The organism is Curtobacterium sp. SL109 (assembly GCF_026672405.1).
GTDB lineage: Bacteria > Actinomycetota > Actinomycetes > Actinomycetales > Microbacteriaceae > Curtobacterium.
Genome location: NZ_JAPPRB010000002.1, coordinates 1861892 through 1876529, shown reverse-complemented (window position 1 = coordinate 1876529; position 14638 = coordinate 1861892). Strand labels below are relative to the sequence as shown.

Sequence of the window (14638 nt, the reverse complement as noted above, 5' to 3'; positions counted from 1 at the left end):
GGCTGCCGCGGGGCGGGCCGGAGCCGGGGCGCTCACGCGACCGACTCGGGGACGGGAGCGGCGTCGGCAGCCGAACCGGGCCTCCTGGCCGCCTGTGCACCACGGACCGACGTGACGCGCCGGTCCACCCCGTGCAGTGCGAGCAGCGCGTGCCAGCGCTCGGCTGCGGTCTCGGGGTGTTCGAGCGCACCGCAGGCGTTGGCGAGCCGGGCCGTCTCCGACAGGTGCGGCAGGCTGCGGCCCGCGTGCAGCCCGCCGACCATCGCTGGTGACGACTGGTGACCGTTCAGCCAGGCCAGGAACGCGATCCCGGTCTTGTAGAACCACGTCGGGGCGGCGAAGACATGGCGCGCGAGGGCCTCGGTCGGGCCGAGGACGGCGCGGAAGGCGGCCTCGTCCGGCAGGGCACGGACCGCGGCGGACGCGGCGGGCCCGACGGCGGCGAAGGCACCGAGCAGCGCGTCCGAGTGCGCGGACCCGTCGCCGGCGATGAGGTCGACGTAGTGGAAGTCGTCGCCCGTGTACATGCGGGTGCCCTCGGGCAGACGGGCACGGAGGGCGACCTCGGCCGACGCGTCGAGCAGGCTCATCTTGATCCCGCTGACCCGCTCGCCCGCGTCACGCATCACCGCGAGCACCGTCTCGGGCGCCGACCGCTCGTCGCCGAAGTAGCCGGCGAGCGCCGGGTCGAAGGCGGCACCGAGCCAGTGCAGGACGACGGGTGCCCCGGCGCGCGCGATGACCCGCTCGTAGACCGAGCGGTAGTCGTCTGGTCCGGACGCGGCGCGCGCGAGGTGGCGGCTCGCCATCAGGACCACGCCGGCGCCGGCGTCCTCGGCGTGGTGCAGCTGGCGGACGTAGGCGTCGACGATCGCGTCGAGGCTGGCGTCCTCGGACGCCAGGTCGTCGGTGTTCACCCCGACGACGATGCGGCCGCCGACGCTCGCGGCCTCGGCGGCGCTGCGGGTCACGAGCTCGCGGGTCGCGGCCGGGTCGAGGCCCATGTTGCGCTGCGCCGTGTCCATCGCGTCGGCGACGCCGAGGCCCCAGGACCACAGGTGGTGCCGGAAGGCCAGGGTGCTGTCCCAGTCGAGGTCGGCCGGGGCGCCGGGCGTGGTGTCGGACCCGACGCGGGGCACGACGTGGGCGGCGGCGTACACGACGCGCTCGGTCAGCGGGCCGTCGGGCTTGGTCCACGTGGGTGCGGGCTGCAGGGGCACCGTCGTGGTGGTGCCGTCGGCGGCGAGCAGGGTCAGGTCCGTCATGCGGAGACCGCCTGGAGGCTCGGGTCGGTTCCGGCGGGGGTGCCGTCGGTCCCGTCGTCGGTCCGGTCGCCGGTCCGGTCGTCGTTCCGGTCGTCCGTCCGGTCGTCGGTCCGGTGCGGCTCGGGCAGGTGGAGTTCGGGCAGGTCGACGCGGCGGCCCTCGCGTGAGGACACGAGGCCGGCCTCGGCGAGCGCGACACCGCGGGCGCCGGAGAGCAGGTCGTACGGGTGCGGGCGGCCGGCGACGAGGTCGCGCACGAAGTCCTCCCACTGCGCGCGGAACCCGTTGCCGTACTCGTCGTTGTCGGGGACCTCGAGCCACTGCCCGCGGTAGTCGCGGTCGTCGCGCAGGTCCGGGTTCCACACCGGCTTCGGCGTCGTCGTCCGCGGCTGGACCCGGCAGCCGAACAGCCCGACGACGGCGCTGCCGTGGGTGCCGTCGACCTGGAACTCGACGAGCTCGTCCCGGTCCACCCGCACGGCCCAGCTCGAGTTGATCTGCGCGGTGATCCCACCGGCCAGGTCGAACACCCCGTAGGCGGCGTCGTCCGCGGTGGCCGGGTAGGCGCGGCCCTGCTCGTCGGTCCGCTCGGGGATGTGCGTGACGGCGCGGGCGTACACCGACTCGACGCGGCCGAACAGCTGCTCGAGGACGTAGTTCCAGTGCGGGAACATGTCGACGACGATGCCGCCGCCGTCCTCGCTGCGGTAGTTCCAGCTCGGGCGCTGGGCGTCCTGCCAGTCCCCCTCGAAGACCCAGTAGCCGAACTCGCCGCGGACCGAGAGCACCCGGCCGAAGAACCCGGAGTCGATGAGCCGGGCGAGCTTGCGCAGGCCGGGCAGGTAGAGCTTGTCGTGCACGACGCCGTTCGGCACGCCGGCCTCGGCGGCCAGGCGGGCGAGCTCGAGGGCCTCGGCGGAGGTCTCCGCGGTCGGCTTCTCGGTGTAGACCGCCTTGCCCGCGGCGATCGCCCGGCGGATGGCGTCGGTGCGGGCGCTCGTGACGGCGAAGTCGGCGAAGACGTCCCAGCGCGGGTCGGCGAGCGCGGCGTCGAGGTCCGTCGTCCAGTGCTCCAAGCCGTGGCGCCGGGCGATCTCCTCGAGCTTGCCGGCGTTCCGGCCGACGAGCACCGGTTCGAGCTGCACCCGGGAGCCGTCGGGCAGCAGCACGCCGCCGTCCTGCCGGATCGCGAGCACCGAGCGGACGAGGTGCTGCCGGTAGCCCATGCGTCCCGTGACGCCGTTCATGATGATGCCGAGGGTGCGGGTGGTCAACGCGTGCTCCTTTGCTCGCCGAGCTGCTCCCGCCGGTGCGGAAAGCGCTTGCCCGGCACCGTACACCACGGCGTGCTCGGAGCGCAGCCCCGAGGTCGGCGGCCGCGTGCGGAGCCCGGGTTGGGAGTGCCGGGCCGGATCCCCGGGGCACCGAGCGGTCATGACACCCCGCTCACGTCCGCCGAGCGGTCACGACTCGTCGATCGGCCCCGTGCGGGACGACGAGCTGTGGCCGGTGGACGACACGCGAGCGGGGTGTTGCGACCGGTCGACGAGCGCGCGGGGCCAGGGACGGCAGGGCGGCGGTCGGGGTGTCGGCCGGGGCGGCGGTCGGGGTGTCGGCAGGGCGGCGCTCGGGGTGTCGGTCGGGGTGTCGGCAGGGCGGCGCTCGGGGTGTCGGTCGAGGTGTCGGTCGAGGTGCCGGCCGGGGTGTCAGCGCGCGGTGCTCGCGCGCAGGACGACCTCGCCGTCGACGTCGTCCGCGTCGTCGTCGGTGCCGAGCGCCCGACGGACCGCCCGTGCGCCGATCTCCTCGAGCGGCAGCCGCACGGTGCTGAGCGCCGGCACGACGTCGACGAGCATCCGCACGTCGTCGAACCCCGCGACGCCGATGTCGACGCCGGGGACGAGGCCGCGCTCGCGGATCGCCGTGAGCGCCCCGACCGCCATCAGGTCCGTGACGGCGAACACGCACCGCGGCGGCGACCCCGCGTCGAGCAGCTGGGTCATCGCCTGGTAGCCCCCGTCCCGCGAGAACGCCGACGGCACCACGGCCCCGTGGTCGAGCCGGATGCCGTGGGCGGCGAGTCCGGCGACGAAGCCCTCGACCCGGGCGTGCGCGGTCACGAGGTCGGGCTCCCCCGCCAGCACGGCGAAGGACCGGTGCCCCTGCTCGACGAGCGCTCCCGCCAGGGCCGCGGCCCCGCTGAGGTTGCGGACGACGAGCGCGTGGACGCCCTCGACCCCGGCCGCCGCGCCGTCCACGTCGGACACCAGCGCCGAGACCCCGGCACCACCGGCGACCAGGGCGGCGATCCCGTCACGGACCGCGTCGCCGTTCCCGCCCAGGTGACGGCTGACGGCGAGCACCACGGCGCGGGGGCGGAGACCGGCGACGACGTCGAGCACCTCGCGCTCGCGGGAGGCGTCCCCGCCGGTCGAGGTGATCGTGACGACGAGCCCGGCCTCGTCGGCGGCCCGGATCGCACCGGCGGCGATCGCGGCGAAGTACGGGTCGGCGATGTCGCCGACGACGAGGGCCAACGAGGTCGTCGTGCCGCGGGCCACCGCCTGGGCCTGCACGTTCGCGGTGTAGTGCAGCTCGCGGGCCGCGACGTGCACCCGCTCCAGGAACTCCGGACGCACCCGACGAGCGCTGCCGTTCAGCGCACGGGACGCGGTGGCGAGGGAGACCCCGGCGCGCTGCGCGACGTCCGCCAGGGTCGCGGTGCTGCGGTCCGACACGACGGCGTCCTCTCCGGTGCGCGCTGCCGTGCGCGTCCGGCGTCAGGCTAGCGGTTTCCACGGCCTCGACGCCGGAACCAGCCACATCGAGGAGCGAGCGCGCGTGCCCGGGCGAGCCGAGCCTCCCGGCTGACACCGATGTGAGGACAAATGCGGGAAAGCGCTTGCCGAATCGCCACCGGGTCGTGTAGACAATGGACCCTCGGCCGAGACATCCCGAATGCTCGTCCACGGCGAACAGCCCGTGGCCCGAACGAAAGCAGTGACGATGAAGTCATCCAAACGAGTGCTCGCACTCGCCGGCGGCCTCGCCGCCCTCGCGCTCCTCTCCGGCTGCGCCTCCGGTGGTTCCGGGGACGACGGCGGGAAGGTGGACAAGCTGACGTTCTGGCTGTCGACCTCGACCGCGCAGGAGAAGGGCTACCAGGACCTGGCGACCGCGTACGAGAAGGAGTCGGGCGTCAACGTCCGGATCGTGAACCTGCCGTACGACGGCCTGCAGACGAAGCTCCGCGAGTCCGCCCAGGCGAAGTCGCTGCCGGACGTGGTCCGTGCTGCCGCCATCGACCCGATCTGGACGTCGCAGACGGTCGACCTCAGCTCGATCACCGACAAGAAGGCCAACGGCATCAACCAGGACCTCGTCGCGAAGGCGAAGGACGGCAAGGTCCTCTCGATCCCGTCCGACATCACCGCGGCGGGCCTGTTCGTGAACAAGTCGCTGTTCGAGAAGGCGGGCGTCAGCTACCCGACCGACCCGACGAAGGCCTGGACCTGGGACGAGTTCCTGAAGGCTGCCGACGAGGTCAAGGCGAAGACCGGCGCGAAGTACGACCTGACGTTCGACGCCTCGCCCTCGCGACTGCGTGCGTACATGTACACGAAGGGCACGACCTTCCTCGAGCAGCAGAAGGACGGCTCGTTCGAGAGCAACGCGAAGATGGTCGGAGCCCTGCAGGACTTCGCCGACATGAACGACGACAAGACGATGCCGAAGTCCGTCTGGGCCAGCGGGCAGGATCCGAACGCGCTGTTCAAGAGCGGCCAGGTCGTCGCGTACTTCTCCGGTGTCTGGCAGACCTCGGACTTCGCGTCGAACGTCGACTTCGACTGGGCGAGCGCCGCGACCCCCGCCGACCCGACCCACGCCACGGAGATCAACTACGGCGGCAACATCGTCGGGTTCGCCAACTCGGACGCCCGTGGTGCCGCCGCGAAGAAGTTCATCGAGTACGTGTACGAGCCGGCGAACTACACGAAGCTCTCCGCGACCAACGGGTTCCTGCCGGTGGAGAACGGGCTCGACATCGACTACCCCTTCACCTCCCAGGCCGCCAAGGACTCGTTCGCGCTGTACACGAAGGAGATCGAGGCCGCCGACCCGATCTCGAGCGCCTACGCCAACGAGGCCGCCACCTGGGCGATCGAGGGCAAGGAACTCGGCACCGACCCCACCACCACCGAGGTCGGCAAGCTCATCAACGGGCAGCAGTCGGCGAAGAAGACGCTCGACACGATCACGAAGTACTACGAGGAACAGGTCGGCTGATGACCTCGGCCGCCGGGTGCCTGCACCCGGCGGCCGCCCCTCCGGGTGCCCGCGTCTGGCGGCCGCCCCTCCTCCACCCCGGCACGACGAACGAAGAGGATCATCGTGAGCACCAGCACCGCAGCGGGTGACGTCACCGCCACCGCGGCCGTCCCACCCGGACCAGCCCGGTCGAGCACGCCGGGCCGACCACGCCGTCGCCGCTCCGGCGTCAGCCGACCGGTCCTCGCACCGATCGCCTTCGTCGCCGTAAACGCCGTGCTGTTCGTGGTGTTCTTCGTGTGGCCCGCCGTCATCGGCCTCGGCTACTCGTTCACCGACTACAACGGCGTGAGCGACCCGACGTTCATCGGCCTGGAGAACTACACCGAACTCTTCGGCGACTCCACCTTCTACGCCGCACTGGTCCGCACCCTGATCTACGCGGTCGTCGCCGTCCCGCTCGGCTTCGTGCTGTCGCTCTCGATGGCCCTGATGCTCACGAGCCCCGCCGCGAAGGGCCGGAGCGTCGCCCGCATCGTGTTCTTCGTCCCGTGGCTGATCTCCCCCATCGTCACCGGTGTCATCTGGCGGTGGATGTTCGGCGAGAACTTCGGCCTGGCGAACTTCGTCATCGAGTCCCTCGGCGGCAAGGCCGTGCCGTGGCAGTCGAACGCCGACCTGTCCCTGCTCGTGGTGATCTTCGCCACCGCGTGGGCCGGCGCCGCGTTCAACATGCTGCTGTTCGTCGCCGCCATCCGCAACGTCCCGCAGTCGTACTACGAGGCCGCGTCGCTCGACGGTGCCGGCGCCTGGCACCAGTTCCGCTACATCACGCTGCCGAGCATCGCGCCGACCTCGTTCATCGTGGTGCTGCTGTCCTCGCTCGGGGCGTTCAAGGAGTTCGCCACGATCCAGGCGCTCAACAACGGCGGTCCGGGCACCGACAACAACCTGCTCGTGCAGTACATCTACACGAACGGGTTCCAGAACGCCCACATCGGCTACGCGAGCGCCGCGTCGATGGTCCTCATGCTGATCCTCATGGCCATCGCGCTGATCCAGCTCGCCATGAACCGCCGGACGGAGTCACGCCGATGACCGACACGACCCTCCCGTCGACGCCCGCGGGCGCGGCCGCGACCACCGGAGCTGCCACGAGCCCCGCCGGCGTCGCCGCCGCGACCACCGCCGCCGCCGTCACCGACCAGGTGACCAAGCGCAGCGGCCGCTCCGGTGGCCCCAGCCGGACCCGCACCCCGCGCGGCAAGGCGATCGCCGCGACCGCCCTGCTCTGGGTCTTCATCATCGCGTTCGGCTTCCCGGTGCTCTGGTTCATCCTCAGCGCCTTCAAGCCGGGCAGCGAGCTGTTCTCCTACCCGCTGACCCTGCTGCCGAAGCAGTGGTCGGTGTCCGGGTTCACCGAGGCCTGGTCGAGCTTCGACTTCGCCCGGTACTTCGGCAACACGATCATCGTCGCCCTCGTCACGACGGTGCTGACGGTCCTGGCGAGCGCCTGCACCGGCTACGCCCTGGCCAAGTACGACAACAAGTGGCTCAAGGTGTTCTTCGTCTGCATCCTCGCGACGACGATGCTCCCCACCGAGGTCATCCTCGCCCCGACCTTCATCGTGATCCGCGACCTCGGCCTGTACGACTCGCTCGCCGGCATCATCGTGCCGTCGGTGATCACCGCGACCGGCATCTTCATGTTCCGCCAGTTCTTCCTCACGGTGCCGGACGACCTCGTCGAGGCCGCGCGGATCGACGGCGCGAGCGAGTTCGGCATCTTCGTCCGCATCATGCTGCCGATCTCCCGCCCGATCATGCTGACCCTGGCGATCTTCTCGTTCCAGTGGCGCTGGAACGACTACATCTGGCCGCTGCTCGTGCTGAACGACCCGCACCAGTTCACGATCCAGATCGCCCTGCAGAGCATCGTCGGGGCCGAGAACGTGAACTGGACCGTGCTCCTCGGTGCCTCGGTCATCTCGATCCTGCCCCTGCTGCTCCTGTACCTGGTGTTCCAGAAGTACGTGAACGGCGCCGACCTCAACGCGGGACTGAAGGACTGATGGGACCGACCTTCCTCGAGGCCCTCGGCCCGGCTGCCGACACCGCGGTCCGGGACCTGCGGTCCAGCACCGACGACCCGGCGACGCTGCAGCACCGGGAACTGATGGCACGCGCGCTCACGCTGGTGGGCGCGTGGGTCCGGACGGGAGGCCCGGCGCGGGCCGACGAGACCGACCTCACGACCGCGCACGGGTACGTCCGGCACCTCGCCGACCGCCAGTCGGAGCACGGCACGTTCGTCGGCGGGGACAACGTCCTGTCGCCGCCGGACTCCGCGTTCACGGTCAACGACTGCTGCGACGCCCTCGAGCTGCTCGCCCCCGTCCGCGACGTCTCGGGCGTCGCCGGTGCCCTCGCCGGGGACCTCGACCGGATCGTGCTCCGCGCCGCCCCGGCCCTGCGCACCGGCGGCGTGCACACGCCGAACCACCGCTGGGAGATCTCGGCCGCCCTGGCCCGGGTCCACCGCCTGCACCCGGACCCGGCGCTCGTCGCCCGGATCGAGGAGTGGCTGGCCGAGGGCGCCGACATCGACGCCGACGGGCTGTGGTCCGAGCGCAGCCCGAACTACGCCGTCGCCGTCTCCTGCCCGTCCTTCCTGGTGCTCGCCGAGGTCCTCGACCGGCCCGAGCTCCTCGAGCCGGTCCGGCGGAGCATCGACGCCGTCCTCGCCCTGCTCCTGCCCGACGACACCGTCGAGACCGTGCAGTCGCGCCGGCAGGACCAGTCCCGCCCGTTCGGCATCGGCCCGTTCGCACCCCTGCTCTGGCACGTCGCCGTACAGGACGACCGCGCCGACGTCGCCGCTGTCGCCCGGCGTGCGGTGACGCTCGACATGTGGCAGCCGGGTGCCGTCGCCGCGCGGGCCATGACGGACCCGCTGCTCGGTCGACCGCTCCCCGACCGGGAGGCCCCCGCCGCCCCGGCCCGCGAGGTGCTCCACTTCGCCGACGCCCGACTCGTGCACGTCCGCGAACCGCGCCGGAGCGTCGTCCTGTTCGCCGGCTCGGACGTCCCGACGCAGGGCCACGTCCGCTCCGGCCTGGCGAACAGCCCGACGTTCCTCCGGGTGCTCGCCGGTGACGTCGTCCTGTCCGACGTGCGGCTGTCCCGCGAGTTCTTCGGCCTGGGGCCCTTCCGCCCGACGACCCTCACGACCCTGCCGTCCGGCACCGACGACGCCGACGACGTCCTGCGCTTCCGGCTCACCGAGTCCGTCGCGGCCGGCTACCACCAGCCCCTCACGCCCGCACTCCGGCGCCCGGACGGGGCGTACGACCTGCGCGACGAGGGCCGGTTCTCCGCGGCGATGGACTTCGGCGACCGGGCGGTGGACACCGTCACGCTGACGACCACCGTCGACGTGACCGTCCTGCCCGACGCCGTCGTGCTCGACCTCGACGTGGACGGCGCCGACGTGCCGTGGGCGCTGCAGCTGTCCTTCCGCACCGGGGGTACCGTCACCGGCATGGAGCAGGACGTCGAGGGGAACCGGGTGCTCGTCAGCGGGACCGGCAGCTACCGGGTGGGCGACGACGTCGTCACCGTCGGACCGGGCAACGGGACCGGGCCTGCGCAGCCGGCGTTCTACGCGCCGGGGCAGGACTACGCCTTCCTCGGCGGCACCGACCGCCCCGACGGCGAGCACGTCTTCGTGACCGGTCGGGCGCCAGGACGGACCCGGGTCACGATCGGCACGGGCGGGTCCCCCGGGACGTCCTCGTGACACCCTCGGGCTCCGACGCGGGCACGACGGAGGCGGCACTGCCCGGCATCGTGCTCGTCGGTGCCCGCGGGTACGGCCTGCACCACCGCGCGAACGTCGACCGGCTCGTCGCCGCCGGGCGCTGCACGCTCACCGCGGTCCTCGACCCGGCGCTCGACGGCCCGACCGACGGCGGCGTCCCCGTGGTGGCCGACCTCGCCGCCGCCCACGCGCACGGTCCCGTCGACGTCGTCGTCGTGGCCGCGCCCATCGCCGCACACCTCCCGCTGACCCTGGCGGCGCTCGAGGCCGGTGCGGACGTGCTCCTCGAGAAGCCACCGGTGACGACCCGGCAGGCCCTGGCCGAGCTGCTCGACGCCGAGCGGCGTACCGGACGCGTCGTCCAGGTCGGGTTCCAGAGCCTCGGGTCCGACGCACTCGGTGCCCTGCGGGACGGCCACGTCGTCGGCGCGGTCCGCTCGGCGGCGGCCGTCGGCACCTGGCGCCGGGACGACGCCTACTGGCAGCGGTCCGCCTGGGCGGGCCGTCGACGGCTGCACGGCGTCGACGTGCTCGACGGCGTCGTGACGAACCCCCTCGCCCACGCCGTCGCCACCGCGCTGGCCGTGGTCGGTGCCCGCCGTGCCGCCGACGTCGCTCGCGTCGAGGTGGAGCTGTACCGGGCGAACGCGATCGAGGGCGACGACACCTCCACGGTCCGTGTGACGACGACGGCAGGACGCGAGGCCACGGCTGCGCTGACCCTGTGCGCCGCCGAGGAGACCGTGCCGTCCGTGCAGGTCACCGGCGCCGACGGCAGCGCGCGGTTCGACTACACGCTCGACGACGTCACGCTGCTCGACGCACCCGCGCAGCACCACGGCCGCACCGACCTGCTCGAGGACCTCCTCGACCACCGCCGCACCGGCGCCGACCTGCTCGTCCCCCCGGTGTCGACGGGCGCGTTCGTCGAGGTGCTCGAAGCCGTCAGCGCGACGGAGCCGGTGCAGATCGACCACCCCTTCGTCACCTGGCTCGGCGAGGGGCCAGCGCGGCACCCGGTGGTCCAGGACGTCGAGTCGCTGGTCGAGCGCGCCGCCGAGGAGCTGGCACTGTTCTCCGAGGTCGGCGCTCCCTGGGCACATGCCACCCGCGACGACGTGCTGCACCGCTTCCTCGTCCCGACCGCCGACGGCACCACGACCGAGGTCGCGACCGTGCTCGACGGCGCCGGGACCATCCCGACCTCGGTCCCCCGGCCGTACCTGCACCCCGTGCGGACGCTCGCCGGGGTCGTCGTCAGCGCCCACCACCCGCCCGACCACGACTGGCACTGCGGCGTCGGCCCCGCGATCCCCGACGTCGGCGGCGTGAACTGCTGGGGCGGTCGCACCTACGTCCACGGCGAGGGCTACGTCTGGCGTGACGACCACGGCACGGTCTCGGTCGAGCGGGAGACCGTCGAGGGCCACACGCACACCATCGAGGCGTGGTGGCGGGGACCCGACGGCCGACCGCGCCTGCACGAGGACCGGACGACGTCGACCCGGTCACTCGGCCCCGACGCCTGGGAGCTCCGCACGACCTCGTCCTTCAGCACCCCGGGCGACACGGACGTCCTGCTGGGCGGACCCGGCAGCAACGGCCGCGTCGGCGCCGGGTACGGCGGGTTCACCTGGCGCCTGCCACCGTGCACCGACGTCGAGGTCAGCACCCCGACGGCCACCGGGGAGTCCGGGGTGCACGGCTCCGTCGCACCGTGGGTGGCATGGCGTGCCGACGTCGAGGGGCGACCGGTCACGATCGCCCTCGAGGCGCTCGGACACCGCGACCCGTGGTTCGTCCGGGTCGCCGAGTACCCCGCGATCGCGTCGGCCCTGGCGTGGTCGACCCCGGCGACGGTGCACGCGGGCGTCCCGCTGGTCCGCGCCTTCCGGGCGGTCGTCGCGGACGGCCGTCACGACCCCGTCGCGCTGCTCGCCCGGCGACCAGACTGACTACGCCGACCGCTCCTCCGTCTGCGCCAGCAGGTGCTCGTCGAGCAGGTCGAGCACCCGCGGGTCCGGACCGAACTTGCGGGCGAACGGCAGCCCCGAGTCCAGCAACGCGGCCACGTCCTCGACCGTGTACTCGTCCGGACGCCCGGAGGTCGGGTCGGACCAGCGGATGCTGTGCAGGCTCGCGTGCTCCGTCCGCAGGTCGGGGTGGTTGCCGATCACCGTCGGTGTGACGGCCTCGACCGGGATCATGGTGCGCTCGAAGTAGCGCACGAGGGCCGGATCGGAGCGCACCCGGTCGACGACGGCGCGCATCGCACGCCGGTCGATCGCGAACCAGCTGTTGTCATACCAGCAGGGGGCGTCCCGGGTGAAGGGCGTGCGGAGCGCCCGGACACCGACCCGCGCCGGCACGCCGAGCCCGTCGTTCGCGCCGTAGATCCGCACCGGCATCCGGTGCACGCGGAGCCGGTGGATCGCGATGCCCCGGACGGCGCGGACCGCCCGGACGAGCGGCGCTGGGAGCCGACGCTCGAGGTCGACGGACGGCAGCTTCGTGTACTGGAAGCGGTAGCGCTGCTGGGCCTCGGCGCGGATGCCCGGGTCGGGGACCTCGTCGATCGGCCAGGACTCGATGATGGCGTTGCTCGACGCCGCCGTCGCATCGAGCAGGCGCCCGTGCAGGACGGACGCCGGGGCCGTGGGGTAGTCCTGCTCGGACAGCAGCATCACCCAGTCCACGTCGAGGTGGTCCAGCACCCAGCCGAACAGCCGCCACCGGGCCCGCTCGAGCGTGAGGTCACCCCACTCGATCCGTTCGGGGCTGACGAGCACGTGGACGCCGAGCGCCTCGAGCGGGTCGCGGCGGACGGGGTGGTGGGTCTCGTCGTGCTGGACCACGACCGCGGCGCCCGGGTCCGTGGTGCGCAGCGTCCGGACGAGCCGTTCGAGCTGGACCCCGTCGCCGTACGAGGTGATGAGGTACGCCAGACGGGCGCGCCGTCCGGTGGTCTGGTCAGTGGAGTGGTGCTCGGACATCGTCTGCTCCTCGCGGGGACGGTGGTGCTCCGGGCCCGCGGCGAGGGTGCCGCGGTGTTCTCGTGCCAGTGTCCCTGCTCAGGACGGCAGGGCCTCCGCGTAGACGCGGAACTCGCCGCGATCGGCGTGTATCGACCAGAGGCGGTCAGCCAGGGACTCGGCGGAGTGCGCCGGGTCGCCGTCGTCGATGCCGAACGGGATGATGATCTGCCCGACGTGGATGGACTCCGCGGCGAGCGCTTCGTGGAGGAGCTGGGCGTAGGCGCTCTCCCCCGCGAACCCGACCGAGGTGCCCGTGACCCGGGCGCCCGGTCGCACGGCACTGCCGCCGTTGACGAACAGGAGCGTGCCGTGGCCGATGGCCCGCATGCCGGGGATGACCTGCCGTGCGGCGGCGACGGGGCCGTACACCGAGAACTCGATCGGCCCGACGAGGTCCGCCTCGGTCGTCTCGAGCACCGGGCGCATGAACTCCTTCGCCGGCAGCGGGCTGTACTGCAGCACCTCGATCGGGCCGAGGTCGGCGCTGGCCCGTTCGAGGGCCGAGCGGATCGAGTCGCCGTCACGGACGTCGGCGGTGTACCCGGCGGCGGTGTGCCCCTCGGACTGCAGCGTGGCGGCGAGGTCCTCGACGCGGCCCTGGTTGCGGGCGACGAGGGCGACGGCGAAGCCCTCGCGGGCGAACCGGCGGGCGACGGCGAGACCGAGGCCCCGGCCGGCACCGATGATGGCGATCGTGGTCATGCGGCCAGTCAACTCCGCTCCCGGCTCAGAGGTGGATGCCGGCGCGCCGCAGGTCCTTGACGATGGTCCTCAGCAGCACGCGGTGGCCGGCGATGGTGGGGTGCTCGCTGTCGTCCTGCAGCAGTGCGGCGTGGCCCTTGAGCGGCTGGCCGATGTCGACGAAGGTGCCGTGCACGGCGCGGACGGCCCGACGGAGGCTCGCGGTGCTCTGGGCGACCTCGGCCGGCACGGCACCCGGCTGGTCCCAGAGCGTGTTCATGCCGACGATCTGCGCCTTCGGCAGCGCCGCGTGCAGGGCCCGCACGGTCGCTCCGGTGGCGGTCTCGATCGACGCGGCGCTCTGGCCGATGTCGTTGTCCGTCGACTGCACGATGACGATCGACGGGTGGGCCGCCGTCGCCTGGGTGATGAGACCGGCGAAGTCGGTCCCGCAGGCACCCACCGCGAGGAACCCGCCGCTGCTGCAACCGAGGTTCGTCACGCGCACGTGGTCCGCCTCGGCGAGGAGCGCCGGCCAGGCCGTCGACGTGTCGTCGAGGCCGTAGCCGGCCATGATCGAGTCGCCGATCGTCACGACCGAGGTGCCGGCGCGGGGCCCGGTGATCGTCGGGCTCGGCTGCGCGTTCCCGAGCGCCGGGTGTGCCGCGACGGCCACCCCGACCGCGCCGAGCGGGATGCACACGCCGAGGGCGACGGCGACGAGGACCGTCCGGAACCTGCTCATGTCCCCACCGTAGATCGCCGGGGCTGATCACGCCGTGGGCGAACCGGCCCGCATCGGGTCACACCCGGTCGTAGCGTCGGCGCATGGAACTCCTCTTCGTGCACGGCGCCCTGGTCCGCGACGGCGCCTGGTGGTGGCAGCCCACCGCCGACCTGCTGCACGAGACCACCGGCATCCGCAGCCGCGCAGTCGCTCTGCCGTCCTGCGGCGAAGCGGAGTTCGGCGGGATCGAGTCCGGCACGCCCGAGGGCGGTCTGGTCGAGGACGCCGCCGCACTCCGCCGAGCGCTCGACGGCGTCGACCCGGACGCGGGCGCGATCGTCGTCGGGCACTCCTACGGCGGCACCGTCATCGCCGAGGCCGGACACCACCCCGCCGTCCGGAACCTCGTCCTCGTGTCGTCGTACCTGCCCGCGGTCGGGCAGGCCCAGGCCGGGATCATGAGCGGCGAGTCGGATCCCGTCACGATCGCGGACCGTGGTGACGGCACGCTCGGCGTCAGCGGGTACGACGCCTATTCCTTCGGTGCCCGGTTCCTGCAGGACGCCGACACCGCCACCCAGCGGGCCGCCTGGGAACGCGTCACCGCGCAGTCCGCCACCGCCTTCGTCACCCCGACGACCCGGGCCGGCTGGCAGGGCGTCGACTCCACCGCGATCGTGTGCACCGACGACTGCAGCACCTCCGTCGCGCTGCAGCGCGAGCACGCGGCGCGCGCGACGCGCTACGTCGAGCTGCCCACCGGGCACCACCCGTTCATCACCCGACCGGACCTGGTCGTGGAGCAGCTCACGGCGCTGCTCGGCTGAGCCGCACCGGACGG

Annotated in this window: 12 protein-coding genes; 6 read left to right on the top strand and 6 right to left on the bottom strand. The window is 72.9% G+C overall.

The genetic code is table 11. The features are described from left to right. Window positions 1–32: 32 nt before the first annotated feature. From OVA28_RS10400 to OVA28_RS10390, 3 genes are all read right to left on the bottom strand, one after another. On the bottom strand, window positions 33–1265 hold the full coding sequence (locus OVA28_RS10400) for a DUF993 family protein (protein WP_268096878.1): 1233 nt from the start codon (window positions 1263–1265) through the stop codon (window positions 33–35). Next, window positions 1262–2512, bottom strand: coding sequence for a Gfo/Idh/MocA family protein (locus OVA28_RS10395; protein WP_268098192.1), 1251 nt, complete (start codon window positions 2510–2512; stop codon window positions 1262–1264). The genes OVA28_RS10400 and OVA28_RS10395 overlap by 4 nt, the downstream gene beginning before the upstream one ends. A 459-nt stretch (window positions 2513–2971) precedes the next feature. Further along, complete coding sequence (locus tag OVA28_RS10390) at window positions 2972–4003, bottom strand: LacI family DNA-binding transcriptional regulator (RefSeq protein ID WP_194663174.1); 1032 nt, start codon at window positions 4001–4003, stop codon at window positions 2972–2974. A gap of 268 nt (window positions 4004–4271) precedes the next feature. Between OVA28_RS10390 and OVA28_RS10385 the strand changes: the two genes are divergently transcribed. The 5 genes from OVA28_RS10385 (at window position 4272) to OVA28_RS10365 (ending at window position 11309) form a co-directional block, all read left to right on the top strand. Beyond that, complete coding sequence (locus OVA28_RS10385) at window positions 4272–5552, top strand: extracellular solute-binding protein (protein WP_268096877.1); 1281 nt, start codon at window positions 4272–4274, stop codon at window positions 5550–5552. Between the two features lie 105 nt (window positions 5553–5657). After that, window positions 5658–6632, top strand: a complete 975-nt coding sequence (locus OVA28_RS10380; protein WP_268096876.1) for a carbohydrate ABC transporter permease — start codon at window positions 5658–5660, stop codon at window positions 6630–6632. Then, a complete protein-coding gene (locus OVA28_RS10375) occupies window positions 6629–7606 on the top strand; it encodes a carbohydrate ABC transporter permease (protein WP_268096875.1) in 978 nt (325 codons plus the stop codon). Before OVA28_RS10380 ends, OVA28_RS10375 begins: the two co-directional genes overlap by 4 nt. Further along, window positions 7606–9333, top strand: coding sequence for a hypothetical protein (locus OVA28_RS10370; protein ID WP_268096874.1), 1728 nt, complete (start codon window positions 7606–7608; stop codon window positions 9331–9333). The genes OVA28_RS10375 and OVA28_RS10370 overlap by 1 nt, the downstream gene beginning before the upstream one ends. Beyond that, entirely contained in the window at window positions 9330–11309 is a 1980-nt protein-coding gene (locus tag OVA28_RS10365; RefSeq protein WP_268096873.1) for a DUF6807 family protein, read from the top strand. The genes OVA28_RS10370 and OVA28_RS10365 overlap by 4 nt, the downstream gene beginning before the upstream one ends. On the opposite strand, the gene OVA28_RS10360 is transcribed toward OVA28_RS10365, so the two are convergent. The 3 genes from OVA28_RS10360 to OVA28_RS10350 form a co-directional block, all read right to left on the bottom strand. Then, a complete protein-coding gene (locus tag OVA28_RS10360; RefSeq protein ID WP_268096872.1) occupies window positions 11310–12347 on the bottom strand; it encodes a hypothetical protein in 1038 nt (345 codons plus the stop codon). It abuts the gene before it with no gap. A 78-nt stretch (window positions 12348–12425) separates the two neighbouring features. Next, window positions 12426–13091: an SDR family NAD(P)-dependent oxidoreductase gene (locus OVA28_RS10355; RefSeq protein WP_268096871.1), complete on the bottom strand. Its 666-nt coding sequence runs from the start codon at window positions 13089–13091 to the stop codon at window positions 12426–12428. 25 nt (window positions 13092–13116) lie between these two features. Next, complete coding sequence (locus OVA28_RS10350) at window positions 13117–13815, bottom strand: SGNH/GDSL hydrolase family protein (RefSeq protein WP_268096870.1); 699 nt, start codon at window positions 13813–13815, stop codon at window positions 13117–13119. 83 nt (window positions 13816–13898) lie between these two features. Here OVA28_RS10350 and OVA28_RS10345 point away from each other — a divergent pair, with 83 nt between their 5' ends. After that, entirely contained in the window at window positions 13899–14624 is a 726-nt protein-coding gene (locus OVA28_RS10345) for an alpha/beta fold hydrolase (RefSeq protein WP_268096869.1), read from the top strand. The last annotated feature ends 14 nt before the right edge of the window (window positions 14625–14638 follow it).

Bases quoted from the DNA above. Each gene is read 5' to 3' on its own strand.
- OVA28_RS10350 (WP_268096870.1), bottom strand. From the start codon at position 13,815: ATGAGCAGGTTCCGGACGGTCCTCGTCGCCGTCGCCCTCGGCGTGTGC.
- OVA28_RS10360 (WP_268096872.1), bottom strand. From the start codon at position 12,347: ATGTCCGAGCACCACTCCACTGACCAGACCACCGGACGGCGCGCCCGT.
- OVA28_RS10400 (WP_268096878.1), bottom strand. From the start codon at position 1,265: ATGACGGACCTGACCCTGCTCGCCGCCGACGGCACCACCACGACGGTG.
- OVA28_RS10355 (WP_268096871.1), bottom strand. From the start codon at position 13,091: ATGACCACGATCGCCATCATCGGTGCCGGCCGGGGCCTCGGTCTCGCC.
- OVA28_RS10395 (WP_268098192.1), bottom strand. From the start codon at position 2,512: ATGAACGGCGTCACGGGACGCATGGGCTACCGGCAGCACCTCGTCCGC.
- OVA28_RS10370 (WP_268096874.1), top strand. From the start codon at position 7,606: ATGGGACCGACCTTCCTCGAGGCCCTCGGCCCGGCTGCCGACACCGCG.
- OVA28_RS10345 (WP_268096869.1), top strand. From the start codon at position 13,899: ATGGAACTCCTCTTCGTGCACGGCGCCCTGGTCCGCGACGGCGCCTGG.
- OVA28_RS10385 (WP_268096877.1), top strand. From the start codon at position 4,272: ATGAAGTCATCCAAACGAGTGCTCGCACTCGCCGGCGGCCTCGCCGCC.
- OVA28_RS10375 (WP_268096875.1), top strand. From the start codon at position 6,629: ATGACCGACACGACCCTCCCGTCGACGCCCGCGGGCGCGGCCGCGACC.